General features: G+C 61.2%; 22 protein-coding genes. 5 read left to right on the top strand and 17 right to left on the bottom strand.

The window, feature by feature from the left end:
- The first annotated feature begins 11 nt into the window (after positions 1-11).
- Positions 12-599 carry a nucleoside deaminase gene (locus BN1800_RS08275; protein ID WP_027509445.1) on the top strand — a complete coding sequence of 196 codons (588 nt, stop codon included), beginning with the start codon at positions 12-14 and terminating at the stop codon, positions 597-599.
- Between the two features lie 6 nt (positions 600-605).
- Positions 606-1,439, top strand: a complete 834-nt coding sequence (gene mazG / locus BN1800_RS08270; protein WP_086996382.1) for a nucleoside triphosphate pyrophosphohydrolase — start codon at positions 606-608, stop codon at positions 1,437-1,439.
- 7 nt (positions 1,440-1,446) lie between these two features.
- Here the strand turns inward: mazG and hflX are convergent, their stop codons facing one another.
- From hflX to dusB, 8 genes are all read right to left on the bottom strand, one after another.
- Positions 1,447-2,772 carry a GTPase HflX gene (hflX, locus tag BN1800_RS08265; RefSeq protein WP_027509443.1) on the bottom strand — a complete coding sequence of 442 codons (1,326 nt, stop codon included), beginning with the start codon at positions 2,770-2,772 and terminating at the stop codon, positions 1,447-1,449.
- Positions 2,773-2,849: 77 nt separating this feature from the next.
- The gene (hfq, locus tag BN1800_RS08260; RefSeq protein ID WP_003539403.1) at positions 2,850-3,092 is read right to left on the bottom strand and encodes an RNA chaperone Hfq; all 243 of its coding nucleotides are present in this window, start codon (positions 3,090-3,092) and stop codon (positions 2,850-2,852) included.
- Positions 3,093-3,202: 110 nt separating this feature from the next.
- Entirely contained in the window at positions 3,203-4,066 is an 864-nt protein-coding gene (locus tag BN1800_RS08255; protein ID WP_086996379.1) for a D-amino-acid transaminase, read from the bottom strand.
- A 62-nt stretch (positions 4,067-4,128) separates the two neighbouring features.
- The gene (gene ntrX / locus BN1800_RS08250) at positions 4,129-5,493 is read right to left on the bottom strand and encodes a nitrogen assimilation response regulator NtrX (protein ID WP_027509441.1); all 1,365 of its coding nucleotides are present in this window, start codon (positions 5,491-5,493) and stop codon (positions 4,129-4,131) included.
- Positions 5,483-7,753: a sensor histidine kinase NtrY-like gene (locus BN1800_RS08245; protein ID WP_086996376.1), complete on the bottom strand. Its 2,271-nt coding sequence runs from the start codon at positions 7,751-7,753 to the stop codon at positions 5,483-5,485. Before BN1800_RS08245 ends, ntrX begins: the two co-directional genes overlap by 11 nt.
- A 218-nt stretch (positions 7,754-7,971) precedes the next feature.
- Entirely contained in the window at positions 7,972-9,423 is a 1,452-nt protein-coding gene (gene ntrC / locus BN1800_RS08240) for a nitrogen regulation protein NR(I) (protein WP_027509439.1), read from the bottom strand.
- On the bottom strand, positions 9,420-10,568 hold the full coding sequence (locus BN1800_RS08235; RefSeq protein WP_037141584.1) for a two-component system sensor histidine kinase NtrB: 1,149 nt from the start codon (positions 10,566-10,568) through the stop codon (positions 9,420-9,422). Before BN1800_RS08235 ends, ntrC begins: the two co-directional genes overlap by 4 nt.
- Positions 10,565-11,587 (bottom strand): tRNA dihydrouridine synthase DusB, encoded by a 1,023-nt coding sequence (dusB, locus tag BN1800_RS08230; protein WP_425298972.1) that lies wholly within the window; start codon positions 11,585-11,587, stop codon positions 10,565-10,567. Before dusB ends, BN1800_RS08235 begins: the two co-directional genes overlap by 4 nt.
- Before the next feature lie 145 nt (positions 11,588-11,732).
- On the opposite strand from dusB, the gene BN1800_RS08225 reads away from it, so the two are divergent.
- Genes BN1800_RS08225 through BN1800_RS08215 form a run of 3 tightly spaced genes read left to right on the top strand, consistent with a single transcriptional unit; the run spans position 11,733 to position 13,815 of the window.
- Entirely contained in the window at positions 11,733-12,953 is a 1,221-nt protein-coding gene (locus BN1800_RS08225; RefSeq protein ID WP_086996370.1) for a bifunctional 2-C-methyl-D-erythritol 4-phosphate cytidylyltransferase/2-C-methyl-D-erythritol 2,4-cyclodiphosphate synthase, read from the top strand.
- Entirely contained in the window at positions 12,950-13,471 is a 522-nt protein-coding gene (locus BN1800_RS08220) for a CinA family protein (RefSeq protein ID WP_027509435.1), read from the top strand. The genes BN1800_RS08225 and BN1800_RS08220 overlap by 4 nt, the downstream gene beginning before the upstream one ends.
- A gap of 38 nt (positions 13,472-13,509) precedes the next feature.
- Positions 13,510-13,815, top strand: a complete 306-nt coding sequence (locus BN1800_RS08215; RefSeq protein WP_086996490.1) for a hypothetical protein — start codon at positions 13,510-13,512, stop codon at positions 13,813-13,815.
- A gap of 32 nt (positions 13,816-13,847) precedes the next feature.
- On the opposite strand, the gene BN1800_RS08210 is transcribed toward BN1800_RS08215, so the two are convergent.
- From BN1800_RS08210 to BN1800_RS08170, 9 genes are all read right to left on the bottom strand, one after another.
- Complete coding sequence (locus BN1800_RS08210) at positions 13,848-14,291, bottom strand: type II toxin-antitoxin system RatA family toxin (RefSeq protein ID WP_027509433.1); 444 nt, start codon at positions 14,289-14,291, stop codon at positions 13,848-13,850.
- Positions 14,292-14,300: 9 nt separating this feature from the next.
- On the bottom strand, positions 14,301-14,867 hold the full coding sequence (locus BN1800_RS08205) for an AAA family ATPase (RefSeq protein WP_027509432.1): 567 nt from the start codon (positions 14,865-14,867) through the stop codon (positions 14,301-14,303).
- 66 nt (positions 14,868-14,933) lie between these two features.
- Positions 14,934-15,905, bottom strand: a complete 972-nt coding sequence (gene lipA / locus BN1800_RS08200) for a lipoyl synthase (RefSeq protein ID WP_086996367.1) — start codon at positions 15,903-15,905, stop codon at positions 14,934-14,936.
- Between the two features lie 91 nt (positions 15,906-15,996).
- Positions 15,997-16,245, bottom strand: coding sequence for a GlsB/YeaQ/YmgE family stress response membrane protein (locus BN1800_RS08195; RefSeq protein ID WP_086996364.1), 249 nt, complete (start codon positions 16,243-16,245; stop codon positions 15,997-15,999).
- 14 nt (positions 16,246-16,259) lie between these two features.
- Positions 16,260-16,514 carry a GlsB/YeaQ/YmgE family stress response membrane protein gene (locus BN1800_RS08190; protein WP_027509429.1) on the bottom strand — a complete coding sequence of 85 codons (255 nt, stop codon included), beginning with the start codon at positions 16,512-16,514 and terminating at the stop codon, positions 16,260-16,262.
- A 54-nt stretch (positions 16,515-16,568) separates the two neighbouring features.
- The gene (lpdA, locus tag BN1800_RS08185) at positions 16,569-18,014 is read right to left on the bottom strand and encodes a dihydrolipoyl dehydrogenase (RefSeq protein WP_086996361.1); all 1,446 of its coding nucleotides are present in this window, start codon (positions 18,012-18,014) and stop codon (positions 16,569-16,571) included.
- 15 nt (positions 18,015-18,029) lie between these two features.
- Positions 18,030-18,611: a GNAT family N-acetyltransferase gene (locus BN1800_RS08180; RefSeq protein WP_086996358.1), complete on the bottom strand. Its 582-nt coding sequence runs from the start codon at positions 18,609-18,611 to the stop codon at positions 18,030-18,032.
- 2 nt (positions 18,612-18,613) lie between these two features.
- Positions 18,614-19,255 carry an SGNH/GDSL hydrolase family protein gene (locus BN1800_RS08175; protein WP_027509426.1) on the bottom strand — a complete coding sequence of 214 codons (642 nt, stop codon included), beginning with the start codon at positions 19,253-19,255 and terminating at the stop codon, positions 18,614-18,616.
- Positions 19,256-19,274: 19 nt separating this feature from the next.
- On the bottom strand, positions 19,275-20,621 hold the full coding sequence (locus BN1800_RS08170) for a pyruvate dehydrogenase complex dihydrolipoamide acetyltransferase (protein ID WP_086996355.1): 1,347 nt from the start codon (positions 20,619-20,621) through the stop codon (positions 19,275-19,277).
- Positions 20,622-20,629 lie beyond the last annotated feature (8 nt).

Below are 20,629 nucleotides of genomic sequence, written 5' to 3'. Positions count from 1 at the left end.
GGGAGAAAGCCATGCCGGAAAAGACGATTGTTTCCCGCCTTCTCGAAGTCATCGAGAAGCATATCCTGCCGATCACCGAACTCGGCGTTTCCGAGGGCAACAAGGTCTTCGGGGCGGCGGTCCTGCGCAAGTCCGACCTTTCGCTTATCGTTGCAGAAACGAACAACGAGCTGGAAAATCCGCTCTGGCATGGCGAAATCCACACGCTGAAGCGTTTCTACGAACTCTCCGACAAGCCTTCGACCAAGGAGCTCATCTTTGTCTCGACTCACGAACCCTGCAGCATGTGCATGTCTGCGATCACCTGGGCGGGCTTCGATAATTTCTATTACTTCTTCAGCCACGAGGATTCGCGCGACAGCTTCGCCATCCCCCACGATCTGAAGATTCTGAAAGAGGTCTTCGGCCTCGAACCCGGCGGATACCGCCGCCAGAACGCCTTCTGGAACAGTTTTGCGATCGCCGATCTCATCGAGACCGAGGACGAACCGTTGAAAGCTGGCCTGAAAGCGCAAGCCACCCGCATTAGGGCCCGCTACGATGCGCTGTCCGACACCTATCAGGCGTCCAAAGACGCCAATGCCATCCCCTTGAACTGAGATATCATGGAAGCTTCAAAAGACATTTCGCGCCTGATCGAGATCATGGCCGCATTGCGCGATCCCGAAACCGGATGCCCCTGGGACGTCGTCCAAACCTTCGAAACGATCAAGCCCTACACGATCGAGGAAGCCTACGAGGTTTCTGACGCGATCGAACGCAACGACATGGACGATCTCTGCGAGGAACTGGGCGATCTGCTGCTGCAGGTCGTCTTCCATGCCCGCATGGCCGAGGAAGCCGGCGAATTCACCTTCGGCGACGTCGTCGCAGCCATCACGCGCAAGATGATCCGCCGCCACCCCCATGTCTTTGCGCGGTCCAATGCCGGCACTCCGGAGCTTGTCCGAAAGCAGTGGGACGAGATCAAGCAGGCGGAAAAACGCGAGCGCGCCGAGCGGCGGGTAAAGCGCGGGATCGGCGACGACTTCAAGGCTGGCTTTCTTGGCTCCGTGCAGCGAAGCTTTCCTGCGCTGACAGAAGCGCTGAAGCTGCAGGAACGCGCCGCAAAGGTTGGCTTTGACTGGTCGGCACCGGAACCGATCCTGGACAAGATCGAGGAAGAGATCGGCGAGCTTCGTGCCGCGCTGAAGGAGGGCAATCACGCGAAAGTCAGCGACGAACTCGGCGACCTGATCTTCGCCATTGCCAATATCGGCCGGCACGTGAAAGCCGATCCCGAACAAGCGCTACGCGGCACGAACAAAAAATTCCGCCGCCGATTCAATCACATCGAAAGAACACTTGAAGCAGACGGTGAAACGCTGGAAGCAGCAACGCTGGAGCGGATGGAGGAAATCTGGCAGGCGGCAAAGGCGATCGAACGGCAGCTCGGCTAACTAAACGCTATTCCCAGTCTTCCTTCTGCGGCTTCGGCCCGTCACCCATGCGCCGTTCCAATTCGGCCGCTTCGCTTTCGGCGAGCCTTACGTCGAGTGTCACCGTGCCGTCTTCATTGTCTTCGCGGCCATCGACGATCGCATGTTCGTAAAGCCAGGGCAGCAGCGCCAGTTTGTCCAACGGCAGCTTGATCGTCGTCGCGGTCATCACCCCGGAAAGGCGCTTGCTGATTTCATGCATCAGGTGATCGACGCCTTCGCCGCTGACGGCCGAAACGGCGACGACGTTTTCGGCGCCTGCTGCCCTCTGCACCATCGCGTCATGCGCTTCCGGTTCCAGGCGGTCGATCTTGTTCCAGACTTCGACTATGCGCCTTGCGCCCTCGGCCTCGTCGATGCCGAGATCGTCCAGGATGCGCATCACGTCCGCGCTCTGTGCCTGATTGTCGGCATCCGACATGTCGCGGACATGGAGGATCAGATCGGCTTCCAGCACCTCTTCGAGCGTGGCGCGGAAGGCGGCGACAAGGTGCGTCGGCAGGTCGGAAATGAAGCCAACGGTGTCGGACAGGATGACGGTGCGGCCATGCGGCAGCTTCATACGGCGAAGCGTCGGATCGAGCGTGGCGAAGAGCATGTCCTCGGCAAGGACACCTGCCCCGGTGATCCGGTTGAAGAGTGTCGACTTGCCGGCGTTGGTGTAGCCCACCAAGGCCACGATCGGATGTGGCACCTTCCTGCGCTTGGCCCTGTGAAGCTGGCGGGTGCGGACGACCTGCTCCAGCTCGCGCTCCAGCTTGATGATCCGATCCTGCAGCAGACGGCGGTCGGCCTCGATCTGCGTTTCGCCAGGGCCGCCCATGAAGCCGCCGCCGCCGCGCTGGCGTTCAAGGTGGGTCCAGCTGCGGACCAGACGGCCCTTCTGATAGTTCAGATGCGCGAGATCGACCTGCAGCGTGCCTTCCTTCGTGGAGGCGCGGCGGCCGAAGATTTCCAGGATCAGGCCCGTCCGGTCGATGACCTTGGCGTTCCATTCCTTCTCGAGATTGCGCTGCTGCACCGGCGTCAGCGGGTGATCGACGATCACGAGGCCGGAATCGTGCTCATCGAGCTTCGCCTTGATTTCCTCGATCTTGCCTGTGCCGAGCAGAGTTGCCGGACGCGGATCAGAGATCGGCACGATTGCGCCGCCGACCACATCGAGATCTATTGCCTCGGCGAGACCGGTCGCCTCTTCAAGGCGGCTCTCAGGCGAGCGGGTGGCAGCGCCTTCGATCGGCACACTTTTGCTCCGCGCCTGCTTCAGCACAGGCACGACAACGGTTGCCCGCATATCATCCCGAAGTCTTTGGGCCTCCGGGATGATGGAATCATTCCTGGTATCGCGTGTCGTAATGACTGCTGATCCTGTTAGGACGCTGCTTCTTCGCTCTCGAACATCTGCATGGGCTGGCCCGGCATGATCGTTGAGATCGCGTGTTTATACACGAGTTGCGAATGGCCGTCACGGCGAAGAAGAACGCAGAAATTGTCGAAGGAAGTGACAACGCCCGTGAGCTTTACGCCGTTGATGAGAAAAATTGTGAGAGAAATCTTTTGTTTGCGAACAGTATTGAGAAATAAGTCCTGCAAATTCTGAGAACGTTCCGCCATCGCGCCGCTTCTTTCTTTATTGCCGGCTTGATCGCGCCGGTGAATATTAATCAACCTCTCCTGCAAGGCGGATGGTAATCCTCATCCCTTCCGTCCAGCAAATCTTGGTATCAAATCGCAATCTTTTCCGCAACGTCGAAAAAGGCTTCTCGAATATTCTGCGAGATCGTGCCGGGATGACCGTTGGCAATCGTCAGCCCGTCGACGGAAACGACAGGAAAACAAATGCTTGTGGCAGCCGTGATGAAGACCTCGCGCGCCGCCAGCATTTCTGCGACGGTGAAGTTCCGCTCGGCGATCCTGAGGCCGAGCTTCGCCCCGACGTCCATCAGCGTCGTTCGCGTGATGCCTCGCAGGATGCCATGTTCGGCAGGGCGCGTGATCAAAGTGCCGTCCGCGTCGACCATCCAGACATTGGTCGCCGCGCCCTCGTTCACGAAGCCGTCTGTATCGACATAGATGGCCTCCTGGGCGCCCGCTTCCTTCGCCTGCTGGCGGGCCAGCGCATTCGAGAGAAGACCGACGGTCTTGATGTCGACCCGATCCCACCGATTGTCGGGAACGGTGATCGCCCTGATTCCGTTTGCGTTCTTCTTCGCGATCACTGACGGATCGGTGCTTTTGGCCGTGATGACCAGCGAAGGCTTGGTGCCTTCGGCCGGAAACACGTGGTCGCGGCGCGCCACGCCGCGTGTCACCTGCAAGTAGAACAAGCCGTTCCGCACCTTGTTCCGGCGCGCCGTTTCGCGAATCACATGGATCATCGCCTGTCGACTCATCGGCCAGGCGATGCGCAACTCGCCGAGCGAGCGGTTCAAGCGGTCGAGATGGCGCGTGATATCGACGATATAGCCATGGCGTATTTCGCAGACCTCGTAGACGCCGTCCGCGAACTGGTAGCCGCGGTCTTCGATATGCACCATCGCATCGGCGTGCCGCTCGTAGCGGCCATTCACATAGGAAATTCTCGGCATGGGAAACCTGAATTTAAGGCAATGAAATGGGAAACCGGCGCAGAAAACCGCGCCGGGAGCAATCAGACGCCGAGCGACTTCAGCTTGCGGTGAAGCGCCGAGCGCTCCATGCCGACGAATTCCGCGGTGCGCGAGATATTGCCGCCGAAGCGGTTGATCTGCGCGATCAGGTAATCCTTTTCGAACATCTCGCGGGCTTCGCGCAGCGGAAGCGTCATGATGTGGTAGTCGTTCTTGGCCGATACCTTCGGCAGCATGTCGCCAAGGTCTGTCGGCAACATGTCGGCCGTAATCGGCGCATCCGGGCCGTCCGAGCGCGCAAGGATCATCAGACGTTCGATATTGTTGCGCAGTTGGCGGATGTTGCCTGGCCAGTCATGAGCCTGCAGCACCGCCATCGCATCGTCGCCGATGCGGCGCAGACGGATGCCTGCCTGCTCGGAAATCTGACGCATCAGCTGATCGACGAGGAACGGGATGTCCTCGCGGCGCTCCGCCAATGCCGGCACGCGAACGGGAACGACCGCAAGGCGATGGTAAAGGTCCTCGCGGAACCAGCCTTCGGCAATGCGGCTTTCCAGATTGTAAGCCGTCGAAGAGATGATGCGAACGTCCACTTTCACCCGCTTCGATCCGCCGACGCGCTCAAACTGTTGGTCGACTAGCACGCGCAGGATCTTGTTCTGTGTCTCGCGCGGCATTTCGCCGACTTCATCGAGATAGAGAATGCCGCGGTGGGCCTCTTCCAGCGCCCCAGTCTTGCGCGCCTGGCCGGGCAAGCCTTCCGTGCCGAAAAGGGCAACCTCCATGCGATCCGGCGTAATGTTCGCAGCGTTCAGCGCGACGAAAGGACCATTGGCGCGCGCCGACTTCTTGTGGATCATGCGCGCCACCAGCTCCTTGCCGGAGCCGGATGCGCCGAAGATCATGATGCGGCTATTGGTCGGCGAAACCTTCTCGATCGTCTGGCGAAGTTGCGAGACCGCAACCGACGTTCCGATCAGTTCGACTGCGTCGCCTGCGCGCCGCTTCAGCTCGGATACTTCGCGCTTCAGCTTAGAGTTTTCCAGCGCGCGCTCAGCGATCAGGATCAGACGATCGGCCTTGAAGGGCTTTTCGATGAAATCGAAGGCGCCGCGCTTGATGGCGGAGACGGCCGTCTCGATATTGCCGTGACCCGAAATCATAACGACTGGGATGTCGGGATGACGCGTCTTGATCTCGTCCAGCAGGGAAAGACCGTCGAGCTTGCTGCCCTGCATCCAGATATCGAGGAAGATCAGGCGCGGCGCGCGGTCGGAAATCGCCGCGAGCGCGCTGTCGCTGTCATGCGCGGTCCGCGTCTCGTGTCCTTCGTCCGAGAGAATACCGGAAACGATCTCGCGAATATCGTGCTCATCATCGACGACGAGAATATCAGAGGCCATACACACTTTCCTTGTCATTTGACGCCGGGGCAGCGGGAGCTGGCTCGAGACGCGGCAGATGCACGCGGATCATGGCCCCCCTTCCCTGGTCGAAATCGGCGGGCGCATCATGCAGTTCCAGCTGCCCGCCATGCTCCTCAATGATCTTCTTGACGATTGCGAGACCGAGACCAGTGCCTTTCTCCCGCATCGTCATATAAGGCTCCAGGATGCCGTGCCGGTTTTCTACCGGCAGGCCCCGGCCGTTGTCGATGACATCGACCGTGAAACGGTCGCGGCTCTCATCCAACCACGCCCTGACGAGAACCTTCCGCTCGTCGCGCTCGCCGCTCGGCACAGCCTCGATGGATTCGACAGCATTCTTGATCAGGTTTCCGAATGCCTGCCCTAGCATGCGGCTGTCGAACAGGCCCTCCAGCGGCTTGTCGCCGAATTCCTGCAGGAAGCTCACATGCGTATTTCCCATCTCACGCAGGAAGATGGCATCTCGGAGAATATTGCGCAGGTCGGCCTGTTCCTTCGTCGGCTTGGGCATGCGCGCGAAAGCCGAGAACTCGTCGACCATGCGGCCGATATCGCCAACCTGCCGGATGATCGTATCGGTACATTGATCGAAGACCGTGCGGTCCTCCTGATTGATCTGCTTCCCGTAACGGCGCTGGATGCGTTCGGCGGAGAGCTGGATCGGCGTCAGGGGGTTCTTGATCTCGTGGGCGATGCGCCTCGCCACATCGCCCCAGGCCGTCGAACGCTGCGCGATCACGAGATCGGTAATGTCGTCGAGCGTGATCACGTAGGAGTCGCTCGTATCGCGAACTTCCTCGCGCGTGACCTGCACGCTCAACGTCCGCACCGTTCCGCCGCGCACGAGGGCAATCTGCTTGCGGAAATCGCTGCGGTAGCGCGATGCGGCTTCGGTCAGCACCTGATCGACTTCAGGCGCAATCTCATTCAACTGCTTCCCGAGCATCTCGCGCGCCGGCAGCGACATCAGCGTCTCGGCAGAACTGTTGACGATGGTGATCCGCCGGTCGCTCTCGACCCCGATCACCGCGGCGGTCACACCCGACAGCACGGCCTCTATGAAGCGGCGGCGGTCATCGACCTCGTCCTTCGCCTCTAGTATCTCGTCACGCTGCGTGCGGATTTCCGAAATCATCTTGTTGAACGTGCGCGACAGGTTTGCAACGTCGCCATCGACCGCATGAACCGGCACGACGATATCCATGTTGCCGGAGGCTACGCTGTCGGCTGCGGTGATCAGCAGGCGGATCGGCCGGACGATCCTGTCCGCGACGGCAATCGCCGTCCAGATCGCCGCAAGCAGCACGATCAGGGCAAAACCGATATAGAGAACCGCGAACGCAATCTGCAGCGAGACCCGTCCCGCTTCCATCGAGCGGTATTCCGTCGCATTCTCCTCCATCATGCGCATCGCACCCATGACCTTCGGATCGACGGCACGCACGGTATAGAGGAACGCGCTTGGAATCTGCTCGAGTTTGATGATGGCGCCGACAAGGTTGGTCACGCCCGGCGGAATGAGCGTCGGCTGGCCGGCGGCGGCTTTCTGCAGGGCATCCTGCGGTATCGCCGGCAATGGCTTTTCGGTCTTGATGTCGGCCTGAACGATGACCGTACCGTCGCTCTCTACGAGGAATGCGCCGAGCAGCCCGCGGCCCCGCGCCTGGCGCGTCATCAATTCCCCGAAGCCCGTGCGGTCGAGATTGTAGAGCACCCGGTTGCGTTCCAGGTCGTTCGCCATGGAGATGGTCTGGCCCTGCAGGTAGCTGGCGTTCTCCATCATGTAGGCCTGGCCGATATTGCGCGACGAGCTGACGATGGACTGCGTGCGCAGCGCGAACCAGCGGTCGAGCCCGGCATTCAGCGTGATACTTGCAAAGATCGCTACCAGGATCGCCGGCGTGATGGCGACGATCGAGAACAGGACGACGATCCGGATGTGCAAACGGGCGGCGGCGCGGCCGCGCGTGCGCGCCTTAAGCAGCCGCGCAACTTCGCGTCCAATCAGCGCTATCAGCGCAAGCACGAAGAAAGAATTCACCACGACCGAAGTGATGACGACGCGCGTCGTCGGGTCGATCGGCGTCACGCCCAGCAGGATGAAGAGCGTCAGCGTCGCGCAGAGCAACGCGCCGCCGGCCAAGACAAGACCCGGCAGCGCAAACAGCGCCCGGCGATCGGTGACGGTCGCAACCGTATCGCTGTCTGCCGCAGGCGATGCCGCATCCTGCTTCATCAAGTCATCACTCCAAGCGGCAGAAGCCGGTATGTCACGGTCCATCGGCTGGATTCGATCGCCCATGCAAAGCCCGCCGTCTCAGCCATTCTGCCGAAACGGCACCAGGCAGCCTGAAGCGTGCGCTTCAACGGCTTCAATGCGATGGCGTGTCCAACCCTATGCGTGACCTTTAAGCAACGCATTGTGGCGAAAATGCAACGCGGCCTGCGGCATTGTCAAGCTGTTCGGGAGCTTCTGTAGACGGAGACGCCGAGTTCGCGGATCTTTTTACGCAACGTATTGCGGTTGAGACCGAGCAGGTCCGCAGCCTTGATCTGGTTGCCACGCGTGGCGGTCAGAGCTGCGAGGATCAGCGGATATTCCAATTCCGTCAGCACCCGGTCGTAAAGGCCTGGAGGCGGCAGGTTATCGCCGAAACTCGCGAAGTAGGCTCGCATGTTTTCTTCCACCGCCTGGGCGATCGTCATCGATCCTGTGCGGATCGGCCCCTTGTCGATCGGGCTGTCCGGCACGTCGGAACGAAGCTCGGCTTCGATGATCTCGCGGGTGATCACGTCCTGTGGATAAAGTGCCACCAGGCGGCGGATCAGGTTCTCCAACTCGCGCACATTGCCCGGCCAGGCATAGGCCTTCATCAACTCGATGGCTTCCTGGTCAAACCGCTTGGTGCCGAGCCCTTCCTTTTCCGCCTGCTGGATGAAGTGCCGAACCAGGTCCGGAATATCCTCCGCGCGGTCGCGCAGCGGCGGAAGCCGCAGCGGCACGACGTTCAGGCGGTAATAGAGGTCCTCGCGGAAGAGCCCTTGGTTGATCGCCTGCTTCAGGTCCTTGTTGGTCGCCGCGACGATGCGGACGTCCGTGCGGATCGGCGTACGCCCGCCGACTGTCGTATATTCGCCCTGCTGCAGGACGCGTAGAAGACGCGTCTGCGCATCCATCGGCATGTCGCCGATTTCATCGAGGAAAAGCGTGCCGCCCTCGGCCTGCTCGAAACGGCCGGTGGAGCGGGTCTGCGCGCCGGTAAAGGCGCCCTTTTCGTGGCCGAAGAGCTCGGACTCGATGAGGTCGCGCGGGATGGCCGCCATATTGATCGCCACAAACGGTCCGTTGCGGCGCTTGCCGTAATCGTGCAGCGCGCGGGCCACGAGTTCCTTGCCGGTCCCTGATTCGCCCGTGATCATCAGCGTCAGGTCGGTCTGCATCAGGCGGGCGAGCACGCGGTAGATTTCCTGCATGGCCGCGGAGCGGCCGACAAGCGGCATGCCGTCCTGCATGTCTTCGTCGAGCTTGGCGGGCTTCCGCTTCGGCTCGGCGAGCGCCCGGCCGATGATGCCGATCAGTTCCGTGAGATCGAAGGGCTTGGGAAGATAGTCGTAAGCACCCTTCTCAGAGGCTTTGATGGCCGTCATGAAGGTGTTCTGGGCGCTCATGACGAGCACCGGAAGGTCGGGGCGCGCCTTCTTGATTCGCGGCAGCAGATCGAAGGCGTTCTCGTCCGGCATGACGACGTCGGTCACGACCAGATCGCCCTCGCCTGCCGACACCCAGCGCCAGAGCGTGGCAGCATTGGAGGTGATTCGAACATCATAACCTGCACGGCTGAGCGCCTGGTTGAGCACGGTACGGATGGCCGCGTCATCGTCCGCGACGAGAATCGTTGCTGTCATCGAGAAGTTCCTGTGGGGTTTGCAATTGCCGAATCGTCAGCCGAGGCATCCTTGGAGGCAGGCATGAGGACGCGGAACGTTGTCTTGTTGTTCTGGCTGTCGCATTCGATGATGCCGCCATGATCGCCGATGATCTTGGCGACGAGTGCAAGGCCGAGGCCGCTGCCGTTCGTCTTCGTAGTGATGAACGGATCGAAGAGATGCGGCAGCAGGTCGGACGGCACACCGGGACCGTTGTCCTGGACGCAGAACTCCAGGGGCAGCGAGATCTTCTCGCGCGTTCCGGCGACAGAAAGGCGGATGCCGGGACGATAGGCCGTCGTCAGCATGATCTCGCCGTCTTGCCGGTCGCTGACGGCTTCGGCTGCGTTCTTCACGAGGTTGAGGAAGACCTGCACGAGCTGATCGCGGTTGGCGTAAACCGCAGGCAGCGACGGGTCGTAATTCTCGGTTATGCGAATATGCCGGGCAAAGCCTGCCCTTGCCACCGCCTTCACATGGTCGAGCACCGAATGGATATTGACCGGCAGACGATCGACAGGCCGTTCGTCGGAGAAGACCTCCATGCGATCGACCAGCGACACGATCCGGTCGGTCTCATCGCAGATGAGCCTCGTCAGCGCGCGGTCCTCATCGATGACAGATTGCTCGAGAAGCTGGGCCGCACCGCGAATGCCCGAGAGCGGATTCTTGATCTCGTGGGCGAGCATGGATGCAAGGCCGGTCACCGATCTGGCGGCGGCGCGATGCGTCAGCTGACGATCGATCTTGTCGGCCATCGAGCGCTCCTGGAACACGACGACGACGGAGCCGGGCTCGCTGATCACCGGCGCGACGTAAATGTCGACCAGCTTGTCCTGGCCAAGGCGGGGCGAACTTAGATCGACGCGATATTCGTTGACGGGCGCCTTGCGCTCCCGCACCTGATCGATCAAGGCCAGAAGCGGGCTTCCAAACGGAATGAAGGTGGAAATCTTGTAGCGCGCGAGGTGCGAGGCACTCGCCCCAAAAAACGATTCCGCCTCCCAGTTGGCGAAGGCGATCAAGCCCGCCTCGTCGACCATCACCACCGGATTCTGGATCGCGTTCAGCACTGCCATCGCAACGGGGCTGCCGGTATGATCGGCTTGAACCTTGTCCATCATGCCGCCTCCCGGCTTTCTGAAATTTCCAAACGGGCAGTGAGCGCGTCGCGAAGGCGCGAGACGACTTCTGCCGGTGTATGCGACGTCATGATTGCCGTCTTCTCCGGAACCGGCAGCAAAGGCGCGAAGCGCTCCAGATACCAGCCGAGGTGCTTGCGGGCATGACGGATAGCCGTCGCCTCGCCATAGAAATCCAGCATCATTTCGTAGTGTTCTGCAACGATGTCGGGGATAACGCTTGCTGTCGGCGCAGCTTCCCCCGCCAGCACGCCCGCATGCCATGGCCTTCCCTGGCAACCGCGGCCGATCATCACCGCATCGGCGCCCGAGCGGCGAAGGATTTCTTGCGCATCTTCCGGCGTATCGACATCGCCGTTTGCGATCAGCGGAACGGAAATCACGTCGCGAACTGCGCGGATCGCGTCCCAATCCGCCTTGCCTTCATAGAACTGCATACGCGTGCGTCCGTGAATGGTGATCAGCTTCACCCCTGCATCTTCGGCGCGCTTGGCGATCTCGGGCGCGTTGAGCGATTTTTCGTCCCAGCCGAGGCGCATCTTCAGCGTCACCGGAACATCGACGGCCCTCACGGTTGCCTCGATCAGGCTCAGCGCATGATCCGGATCGCGCATCAGCGCCGAGCCCGAATAGCCGCCGATCACCTTCTTGGCCGGACAACCCATGTTGATGTCGACGACATCCGCGCCGCTGCCAGCGGCGATTTTTGCGGCCTCGGCCATCCAATGCGCCTCGCGGCCGGCGAGTTGCACCATATGCGGCTTGAAGCCCGCAGTCCTCAGTCGCGACCATGATTCGGCGGTGTTATTCACGAGCTCCCGGCTCGCCACCATTTCGGTCACGACCAGGCCCGCGCCGTAGCGCCAGGCGAGTTGCCTGAAGGGCATGTCGGTGACGCCGGACATCGGCGCCAGCACAACGCGGTTGCGCACGGAGACATTTCCGATCTGCAAGGGCGCTGCAAGATTCATTCGATGCAATTGATTATCTTTCAGGCACACGGTAACGCTGCACTATTTTTAGCCATACTAAAGGGGCTTGCCAAGAGGCTTCGGTGAGAATTGATATTTTTTGGGCAGATGCTGGAAAGCGAGCCCCTAAGGCGGTAGAGCACTCATGCCACTTTCCGCACATTTTTAGGGATTTATGCCGCAAATGCATTCGAAGCAACCGATCTCGGCCGGAATTGTTATCGTCGCTGCTGGCCGCGGCGAACGGGCAGGCTCGCGTGAGGAGGGCCCGAAGCAATACCGCTTGATCGGCCGAAAGCCGGTTATCACCCATACGCTTGAAAACTTCATGACATGGGAGCACGCCGCCCATATCGTCGTCGTCATCCATCCTGACGACGAAGCGCTGTTCGCAAAGGCGTTTCGCCAGGTGCTGTCCGCCACACCGATCGAAACCGTTCACGGCGGGGCGACCCGACAGCAATCGGTTCTTGCTGGACTGAGGCATCTGAAGAACAAGGGCATTACGCATGTCCTCATTCACGATGCCGTCCGTCCCTTCTTCGACCGCCGGCTTCTCGACCGGATCGCGGATGCACTGGTAGGCGGAGCGCCAGCCGTCCTGCCGGCAATGCCCGTTGCCGACACGCTGAAACGCGCCGACGGCACGGGCACGGTTCTGGAAACGGTGTCGCGCGAGCATCTTTTCGCAGCCCAGACGCCGCAATCCTTCGCCTTCGATGCCATCCTCTCGGCACATGAAAAAGCAAGCGAGACCGGCCGCACGGACTTCACGGACGATGCTGCAATTGCCGAATGGGCGGGGATTCCCGTGACGATCGTCGAGGGTGCAGCCGATAACGTGAAACTGACGGTCAAACGGGATATCATCCTTGCCGACGACCGGCTTTCGTCATCGCAACTGCCCGACGTGCGCACCGGCAACGGCTACGATGTGCATCAATTGGAAGCCGGCGATGGGGTCACGCTCTGCGGCGTATTCATCCCGCACGATCAGAGGCTCAGGGGCCATTCGGATGCCGACGTCGCGCTGCATGCCCTGACGGATGCGCTGCTGGCCACCTGCGGTGCGGGCGATATCGGCGATTATTTTCCGCCGTCCGATCCGCAATGGAAGGGTGCCGCCTCGTGCATCTTCGTCAAACATGCGGCGAAGATCGTGCGCGAACGCGGCGGCACGATCATGAATGCCGATATCTCGCTGATCGCCGAGGCGCCGAGGGTCGCTCCGCACCGCGACGCGATGCGTGCCAATCTCTCCGAATTTCTCGGCATTTCGATCGATCGCTGTTCGGTGAAGGCGACCACGAACGAGACGATCGGCTTTGTCGGTCGACGCGAAGGCATTGCGGCGATCGCGACTGCCACAGTCGTCTATCGCGAAGCAAGGGGGTGAGCATGTTCCCAGCCGACATTCTTGCGCTCGCGGAAAGGATCGTCCGCGATTCCACGGTGGCAAAGACAATGATCTCGACGGCCGAATCCTGCACCGGCGGGCTGATCGTCGGAGCGCTCACGGAAATCTCCGGCTCCTCGGCAGTCGTCGATCGCGGCTTCGTCACCTATACCAACGCGGCCAAGATCGAGATGCTCGGCGTTCAGGAACGGACGCTCGAAGGCTTCGGCGCCGTTTCCGAAGAGACCGCACGGCAGATGGTCCACGGCGCGCTCTTGCGCTCCCGCGCCGACGTCGCGGTCGCCGTGACGGGGATCGCCGGGCCGGGCGGCGGTTCACCGGAAAAGCCGGTCGGGCTGGTTCATCTGGCGGCGAAATCGCGCAGCGGCGTGCTCATCCATCGCAAGATGCTCTACGGCGATATCGGCCGCGACAAAGTGCGTCTTGCAACCGTGCAGACCGCGCTGGAAATGCTGGTTGCACTCCAAGAACATGGAGTCTGGAACAAAGAGCGCTGATGCCCTATGCTGGATTTCATACCGAGGGGGTTACGTCGATGAAATATCTGGCCGCAATGGGAGTCGTTTTGAGCTTGGGCTGCGTATCAGCCGCCGAGGCGCCATCGAACTATCAAACGTATCATGGAATCCGTGTCGATTCAGACCCGCTATTGCTCGCGAAATACGACCGCGCGGTCGGATATTGCCAGTACGAGGCAATGTCCTGGCGGGGATCGCCAAATCCGTACAGCCTCGTTTACAACGCGGCCCTGAGAAGCTGTCTGTCCCGGCGCAACTTTATTGATCGGGGGGCATATGCCTATCCGGCAAACCGATACTTCGATCACTTCTTCGACCGCTAATGGCTGCGGCAGCAGCGCTTTGATCGTCAGAGCTAGTAGATCGCTTCCGCCCTCTTTTCGAAGGCCTCGGAAAACATGCGGAAGGCGCGGTCGAACATCGAGCCCATCAAGGCGCCGAGAATCCGGCTCTTGAACTCGTAATCGATGAAGAAATGGATGGTGCAGCCGCCCTCGGCTGCTTCCTCGAAGCGCCAGCGGTTGTCGAGATATTTGAACGGCCCGTCGATATATTTGACGTCGATGAAGCGCTCCGCCTTGTTGAGCAGCACCTGCGTCGTGAAGGTCTCGCGGATCGCCTTGTAGCCGACGGTCATGTCGGCAATCAACAAGATCTTGCCGTCGCGCTCCTTGCGGCTGCGGATGGACAGCGCTTCGCAGAGCGGCAGGAATTCCGGATAGCGTTCCACATCGGCTACGAGGTCGAACATCTGCTCGGCTGAATGCGGGACACGGTGATGCGTTTCAAATTGCGGCATAATCGGCAGTTAAGCGGGAGAACCAAGAAGATCAAGAAGCTCACGCATCTGGCGGCGTGATTTTAGCTGGAGAACCGGAACATCGGGGCCGTGAGCGGCCATGGCGGCGAGAACGATCGGCGAATGCTTCTTTTCGAAGTTCCAGATGTAGCTCAGGAATTCGAGATCGACCTTCTCCGGGCAGCCGGGCGTCATTTCCGGCCGTGTACGCCCAATCCACTTCAGCCAGCGGCTGACGGCGCCCCAGACACATATCAGGCGCGGCATGCGGACCCACAGGACGATATCGGTCCGCGGCAGCCGGAGATCGAAGCTCGACGTATTGGTCCCGTCCATGATCCAGCGATCTTGCCTGACCCATTTGGCAATCAACGCCCGCTGCTCGGGCCTTGCCCGTTCGACCCAGCCCGGCAGCCAGAAGAATTCCCGATCCATGGAAACGAAAGGCAGATCGAAGCGCTTGGCGATGGTACGAGCTAGGGTCGTCTTGCCGCCACCGGAACAGCCGATGACGAGTACGCGATCAGCCGCCTTCAGCCGATGGGCGGCATCCCTGACATCGCTCAACCAGGCCATGGCATCCTCCAAGAAAAAGCCGCGGGAAGATCGCCGCGGTTTTCAGAAAATGCAAGCCTTCGTTGATTATTCCGCCGCCATCAGCAGCTTCTTTTCGCGTGCCACCCTCAACCGGGCGAAGTCGTCGCCGGCGTGGTGCGAGGAGCGAGTGAGCGGGCTCGATGCCACCATCAGGAAGCCCTTGGTATAGGCGACCGTCTCGTAGGACTTGAATTCCTCCGGCGTCACGAATTTTTCGACCTTGTGGTGCTTGCGGGTCGGCTGCAGGTATTGGCCGATGGTCAGGAAGTCGACATCAGCGGTACGCAGATCGTCCATTAACTGCAGCACTTCGTTGCGCTCCTCGCCGAGGCCGACCATGATACCGGACTTGGTGAACATCGTCGGGTCCAGTTCCTTCACGCGCTGCAGCAGGCGGATCGAGTGGAAATAGCGGGCGCCGGGGCGGACCGTCAGGTAATTCGACGGCACGGTTTCCAGATTGTGGTTGAAGACGTCCGGCTTGGCGGCGACGACGCGCTCAAGCGCGCCCGGCTTGCGCAGGAAGTCCGGCGTCAGGATCTCGATCGTGGTTGCCGGAGAGACGGAGCGGATCGCCCAGATCACCTTCTCGAAATGCTCGGCACCGCCGTCTTCTAGATCATCGCGGTCGACCGAAGTGATGACGACGTGGGAAAGCCCCATCTCTTTGACGGCCTTGGCGACGTTGTCGGGCTCGGCCATGTCGAGCGCGTTCGGCTTGCCGGTCGAGACGTTGCAGAAGGCACAGGCGCGGGTACAGATCTCGCCCATGATCATGAAGGTTGCGTGCTTCTTGTCCCAGCACTCGCCGATATTCGGACATCCGGCTTCTTCGCAGACGGTGACGAGCTTGTTTTCCCTCACGATCGCGCGCGTTTCCGCATAGCCCTTCGAGGTCGGCGCCTTCACGCGGATCCAGTCCGGCTTGCGCAGCACTTCCGTATCTGGGCGGTTCGCCTTTTCCGGATGCCGCACGCGCTTGGCGTCGGGATTGATCGTGTCGAGGATGGTTACCATTGCAGTGTCAACTTTCCGCCGCCCCATGCGGCTTCATCGGTCTGCACATAAGCGTTTTGATCGAATCTTACAATTCAAGCCGTGATGTGCATTATCGCCGGACGAGCCGGGCGATGAATATCAGCAGGCAGGCGCCGAGGAAGCCGGTGACGAAGTAGCCGAGCCGTCCTCCCGCCACTTCGATATGAAACTGCGCCAGGATGGCCGTCGCGACCACCGAGCCGACGATGCCGAGCACGATATTGAGGAGAATTCCGTGTCGCGCTTCCATCAGCTTGCCGGCGAGCCAGCCCGCAAAACCGCCGATGATGATTGCCGCTATCCAGCCGACGCCTTCCATGAGTGCCCTTTTCCCTACGCTATCGCCCTTGCGATCAGCACCACGACGATGGCGCCGACCGTGGCGTGAATGATCTGCACGGCCAGCGCATTTTCAATGCCGAGCGATATGCCCAGCGCATTGAACAGATACCCGCCCACGAACGCGCCGATGATGCCGCTGAGCAGGCAGCGTATCAGACCGCCTCCGCCGACGACCAAGCTCGCGAGGAAGCCCGCGACGAGCCCGATCAGGAGGAAGACAAGCAATGCCTGCGTCTCCATGGACATGATGATTTCCTTTCGTTTTTTCCACCTTCGGATAGAGGGCGGAAAGGGAAATTATCAAGCGTTCAACACCCGACCGTAAGCGTCCAGCACGGCTTCCTTCATCGACTCCGAGACGGTCGGATGCGGGAAGATCGTGTGCATCAGTTCCTCCTCGGTCGTTTCGAGGTTCATCGCGACGACGAAACCCTGGATCAGTTCGGTCACTTCGGCGCCGACCATATGCGCACCGAGGAGCTCGCCGGTCTTCTTGTCGAAAATGACCTTGCAGAGGCCCTGATCCTCGCCGAGCGCGATCGCCTTGCCGTTTGCGGCGAAGGAGAAGCGGCCGACGCGGATATCGCGGCCGAGCTCCTTGGCCTTGGCTTCCGTCAGGCCGACGGAGGCAACCTGCGGCTGGCAATAGGTGCAGCCCGGAACCTTGCTCTTGTCGGTCGGGTGAACATTCGGCAGGCCTGCGATCTTTTCGATGCAGACAACGCCCTCGTGCTCGGCCTTGTGGGCAAGCATCGGCGGGCCGGCGACATCGCCGATCGCGTATATGCCGGGAACGTTGCTCTTGCCGTAGCCGTCGCTGACCACGCAGCCGCGATCCGTCTTTACGCCCAGCGCTTCAAGGCCGAGGTTTTCGATATTGCCTTGAACACCAATGGCGGAGATCATGCGGTCCGCCGTGATCTGCTGGACCTTGCCGTCGGCCGTCTCGACATGGGCCGTGATGCTGCCGGCGCCCTTCTCGACCTTCGTCACCTTGGCGCTCGTGAAGATCTTCATGCCGCGCTTTTCCAGCTGCTTGCGGGCGATGGCGGTCACTTCCGCATCCTCGATCGGCATGATCGTCGGAAGGACTTCGACCACCGTCACGTCGACGCCCATCGAGCGGTAGAAGCTTGCGAATTCGATGCCGATCGCACCCGAGCCCATGACGATCAGCGATTTCGGCAGGGCATCCGGCTTCAGCGCTTCGAAATAGGTCCAGATCAGCTTGCCGTCCGGTTCGATGCCCGGCAGCGCGCGCGGGCGGGCACCAGTTGCGATGATGATGTGCTTGGCGGTGTAAGTGCCTTCTCCCTTGACGCCCTTCGGCACAGGATGCTGTGGTTCGACTGCCGGCTTGGCGGACTTGCCGACGATGATCTCGCCGGGTTTGGTGATCTTGGCTTCACCCCAGATCACGTCGATCTTGTTCTTCTTCATCAGGAAACCGACGCCAGCGTTCAGGCGGCCGGAAACCGCGCGTGAGCGGGCAACGACGGCCTTGGTATCCGGCTTGACGCTGCCTTCAAGAACAAGACCGTAATCCTTCAGATGATTGGAATGGTCGAGAATCTCGGCCGAACGCAGCAGCGCCTTGGTCGGGATGCAGCCCCAATTCAGGCAGATGCCGCCCAGGTGCTCGCGTTCGACGATCGCGGTCTTCAGACCGAGTTGGCCGGCACGTACGGCCGCGACATAGCCGCCTGGACCGGAGCCGATGATGATGACGTCGTAATTCTCAGCCATGTTTTCCTGCCTTTTTCATCCGGCGAGGCGGGTCAAAAGTACCCACTCGTGTTTCCTGCTGTTTTCGAAAAGCGGCACGGCCTCAGCGCGGGCGGCTTGCGAAAATCCATTCTTCTCATACAGCGCGAGCGCTGCCTCGTTATCACTTGCGGTGATCAGGCTGACGGCCCGCCCGTCCGCTTTCTCGATCTGGTCGACCAGCAGCCGCTTTCCGATGCCGATGCCGCGCAGATGGCGGTAGACGGCCAGCGTGCCGATGAACCAGTTTCCGGCCGCCTGCTTCTGCAGCGCGATCACCGGCCCCAGGGCAGGGCGATCCGCCGCGACCGCTCCGATCTCCCCGCCGAGCGTATAGCCCACCGCTGTTCCGGCGATCTCGCCATAGGCGTCGGCAATCACCGCACTCTGCCAGTTCCCCCAGGCGCCATCGCGGCTCATCTTCATCCGGCCCCGCTCCAGCGGCGTATCGGCGCTGCCGCCCGCCACCTCCGCGAACCAAAGCCAAGAAGCAAAGCCATGCGAGCCGATGTCCACGAGGATGGCCAGCTCCGCAGCATCCCGCCGTTCTGCCGGCCGCAGCGCGGCGAAAGAGGCCATGGTCAAAGCCCCAGCATCATCCGCACAGTCGATTCCAGCCCGCGCCCGAGGGCGCGGGTATTTTCCGCATCGAGATGGATGCCGTCGATCGGCGTCGTCTTCGCGACGGAATTGCCGTCGAAGAAGCCGCAACCGAGTTCGTCGGCAAGGTCACGGTAAAGCGTAGCGAGTTTTGCCGATTCCTCGATGCCGCCCGGGAACGAAGCGGCAAAGGGCGCATTCCCTGTGGCGCAGATCGCCGGCGGCGCGATGATCAGGATGTCCGGCCCATCGAATTCGAAGGGCCAGGCATGATTGCGGATAAGGCGCACCAAACGGGCGATGCCCTGGCAGGCGGCAAAAGCAGATCCCGCCACGACCGACTTCATGTCGTTGGTACCGAGCAATATGATGACGAGGTCGAGCGGCGCATGCGTCTGCAGGATCGTCGGCAAGACGCGCGCACCGTTGCGATCGCAATCGGCGAGATGGTCGTCGAAAGCGGTCGTCCGGCCGTTCAAGCCTTCCGGAATGACATGCGCCGCACCGCCGAGCGCTGCCTGCAAAACGCTCGGCCAGCGGTCCTCATAGGCATGCCGTGCCAGCGACATCGGATCGTAGCCCCAGGTCAGCGAGTCGCCATAGCAAAGAACGGTCTTCGTCATTTCCGTCTCCGCTCAACGATCAGACGAGCATGCCCATTGGGGTTTCGATGTAGCCCTTGAAAGCCTGCAGCAGCTCGGCGCCGAGCGCGCCGTCGACGCAGCGGTGATCGGTCGAAAGCGTGACGCTCATCACGGTCGCGATCGCCATTTCGCCCTTCTTGACGATAACGCGCTGCTCGCCTGCTCCGACCGCAAGGATCGTCGCATGCGGCGGATTGACGACGGCTGCAAAGTCCTTCACGCCCATCATGCCCATGTTCGAGACCGACGTCGTGCCGCCCTGGTATTCCTCGGGCTTCAGCTTGCGGTCCTTGGCGCGCTTGCCGAGATCCTTCATCTCGTTGGAGATGACGGAGAGCGTCTTTTCCTCAGCCTTGCGAATGATCGGGGTGATCAGCCCGCCCGGAATGGAGACAGCAACGCCGACATCGGCATGCTTGTGCTTGACCATGTTGTTTTCGGTCCAGGACACATTCGCGTCCGGAACGTCGCGCAGCGCGAGCGCCATGGCCTTGATGACCATGTCGTTGACGGAGAGCTTGTAAGCCGGGGCGCCATCCTTGCGCGGGGCAGCATCGTTGAGCTGGGCGCGAAGCGCCAAAAGCGCATCCAGCTCGCAGTCGACGGTGACGTAGAAGTGCGGGATGGTCTGCTTGGACTCCACCAGGCGGCGGGCGATCGTCTTGCGCATGCCGTCATGTGGCACCAGCTCGTAGGAGCCCGGTTCGAAGAGCTTGAGGACAGCCTCTTCCGTTGGGCCCTTGGCTGCAGCCGGAGCGGCCTGCGGCGCGACAGCGGGAGCCGCTTTGGCGCCAGCACCGGCGACAGCAGCCTCGACGTCGCTCTTGACCACACGGCCGTGCGGGCCGGAACCGGCGATTGCGTAAAGGTCGATGCCGGCTTCCCTGGCCAGACGCCGCGCGAGCGGCGAGGAGAAGGTGCGTGTGCCGCCCTCGCCCTTCGAGACCGCCTGCGGCACCTCGCTGTGAGGGCTCACATTGGCATTTGCAGCGAGTGGGGCGGCTGGCGCCGTGCCTTTTCCTGTCTCATCTTGAGGAGGTGGAGGCGCGGAAGCGCTCTCCGCTTTCGCCTCGGGGGACGCCGCAGCCGCCGCAACGTCCTCGCCTTCGCCGGCAAGAACCGCAATCAGCGCATTGACTTTGACGCCTTCCGTACCGGCCGGAATGACGATCTTGGCGACAGTGCCTTCATCGACGGCTTCGACTTCCATCGTGGCCTTGTCGGTCTCAATCTCGGCGATCACATCGCCGGACTTGACGGTGTCGCCTTCCTTGACGAGCCACTTGGCCAGATTGCCTTCTTCCATCGTCGGAGAAAGGGCTGGCATCGTGATGTTGATAGGCATCGAAATAC

The sequence above is a fragment of the Rhizobium sullae genome, assembly GCF_900169785.1.
GTDB lineage: Bacteria > Pseudomonadota > Alphaproteobacteria > Rhizobiales > Rhizobiaceae > Rhizobium > Rhizobium sullae.
Note: the sequence above shows the minus strand (reverse complement) of the source record. Positions and strands in the feature narration are given on the sequence as shown.

Coding starts and splice junctions, on each gene's coding strand:
- BN1800_RS08275 (WP_027509445.1), top strand. CDS start 12: ATGCCGGAAAAGACGATTGTTTCCCGCCTTCTCGAAGTCATCGAGAAG.
- mazG (WP_086996382.1), top strand. CDS start 606: ATGGAAGCTTCAAAAGACATTTCGCGCCTGATCGAGATCATGGCCGCA.
- hflX (WP_027509443.1), bottom strand. CDS start 2,772: ATGCGGGCAACCGTTGTCGTGCCTGTGCTGAAGCAGGCGCGGAGCAAA.
- hfq (WP_003539403.1), bottom strand. CDS start 3,092: ATGGCGGAACGTTCTCAGAATTTGCAGGACTTATTTCTCAATACTGTT.
- BN1800_RS08255 (WP_086996379.1), bottom strand. CDS start 4,066: ATGCCGAGAATTTCCTATGTGAATGGCCGCTACGAGCGGCACGCCGAT.
- ntrX (WP_027509441.1), bottom strand. CDS start 5,493: ATGGCCTCTGATATTCTCGTCGTCGATGATGAGCACGATATTCGCGAG.
- BN1800_RS08245 (WP_086996376.1), bottom strand. CDS start 7,753: ATGAAGCAGGATGCGGCATCGCCTGCGGCAGACAGCGATACGGTTGCG.
- ntrC (WP_027509439.1), bottom strand. CDS start 9,423: ATGACAGCAACGATTCTCGTCGCGGACGATGACGCGGCCATCCGTACC.
- BN1800_RS08235 (WP_037141584.1), bottom strand. CDS start 10,568: ATGATGGACAAGGTTCAAGCCGATCATACCGGCAGCCCCGTTGCGATG.
- BN1800_RS08225 (WP_086996370.1), top strand. CDS start 11,733: ATGCCGCAAATGCATTCGAAGCAACCGATCTCGGCCGGAATTGTTATC.
- BN1800_RS08215 (WP_086996490.1), top strand. CDS start 13,510: ATGAAATATCTGGCCGCAATGGGAGTCGTTTTGAGCTTGGGCTGCGTA.
- BN1800_RS08210 (WP_027509433.1), bottom strand. CDS start 14,291: ATGCCGCAATTTGAAACGCATCACCGTGTCCCGCATTCAGCCGAGCAG.
- BN1800_RS08205 (WP_027509432.1), bottom strand. CDS start 14,867: ATGGCCTGGTTGAGCGATGTCAGGGATGCCGCCCATCGGCTGAAGGCG.
- lipA (WP_086996367.1), bottom strand. CDS start 15,905: ATGGTAACCATCCTCGACACGATCAATCCCGACGCCAAGCGCGTGCGG.
- BN1800_RS08195 (WP_086996364.1), bottom strand. CDS start 16,245: ATGGAAGGCGTCGGCTGGATAGCGGCAATCATCATCGGCGGTTTTGCG.
- BN1800_RS08190 (WP_027509429.1), bottom strand. CDS start 16,514: ATGTCCATGGAGACGCAGGCATTGCTTGTCTTCCTCCTGATCGGGCTC.
- lpdA (WP_086996361.1), bottom strand. CDS start 18,014: ATGGCTGAGAATTACGACGTCATCATCATCGGCTCCGGTCCAGGCGGC.
- BN1800_RS08180 (WP_086996358.1), bottom strand. CDS start 18,611: ATGGCCTCTTTCGCCGCGCTGCGGCCGGCAGAACGGCGGGATGCTGCG.
- BN1800_RS08175 (WP_027509426.1), bottom strand. CDS start 19,255: ATGACGAAGACCGTTCTTTGCTATGGCGACTCGCTGACCTGGGGCTAC.
- BN1800_RS08170 (WP_086996355.1), bottom strand. CDS start 20,621: ATGCCTATCAACATCACGATGCCAGCCCTTTCTCCGACGATGGAAGAA.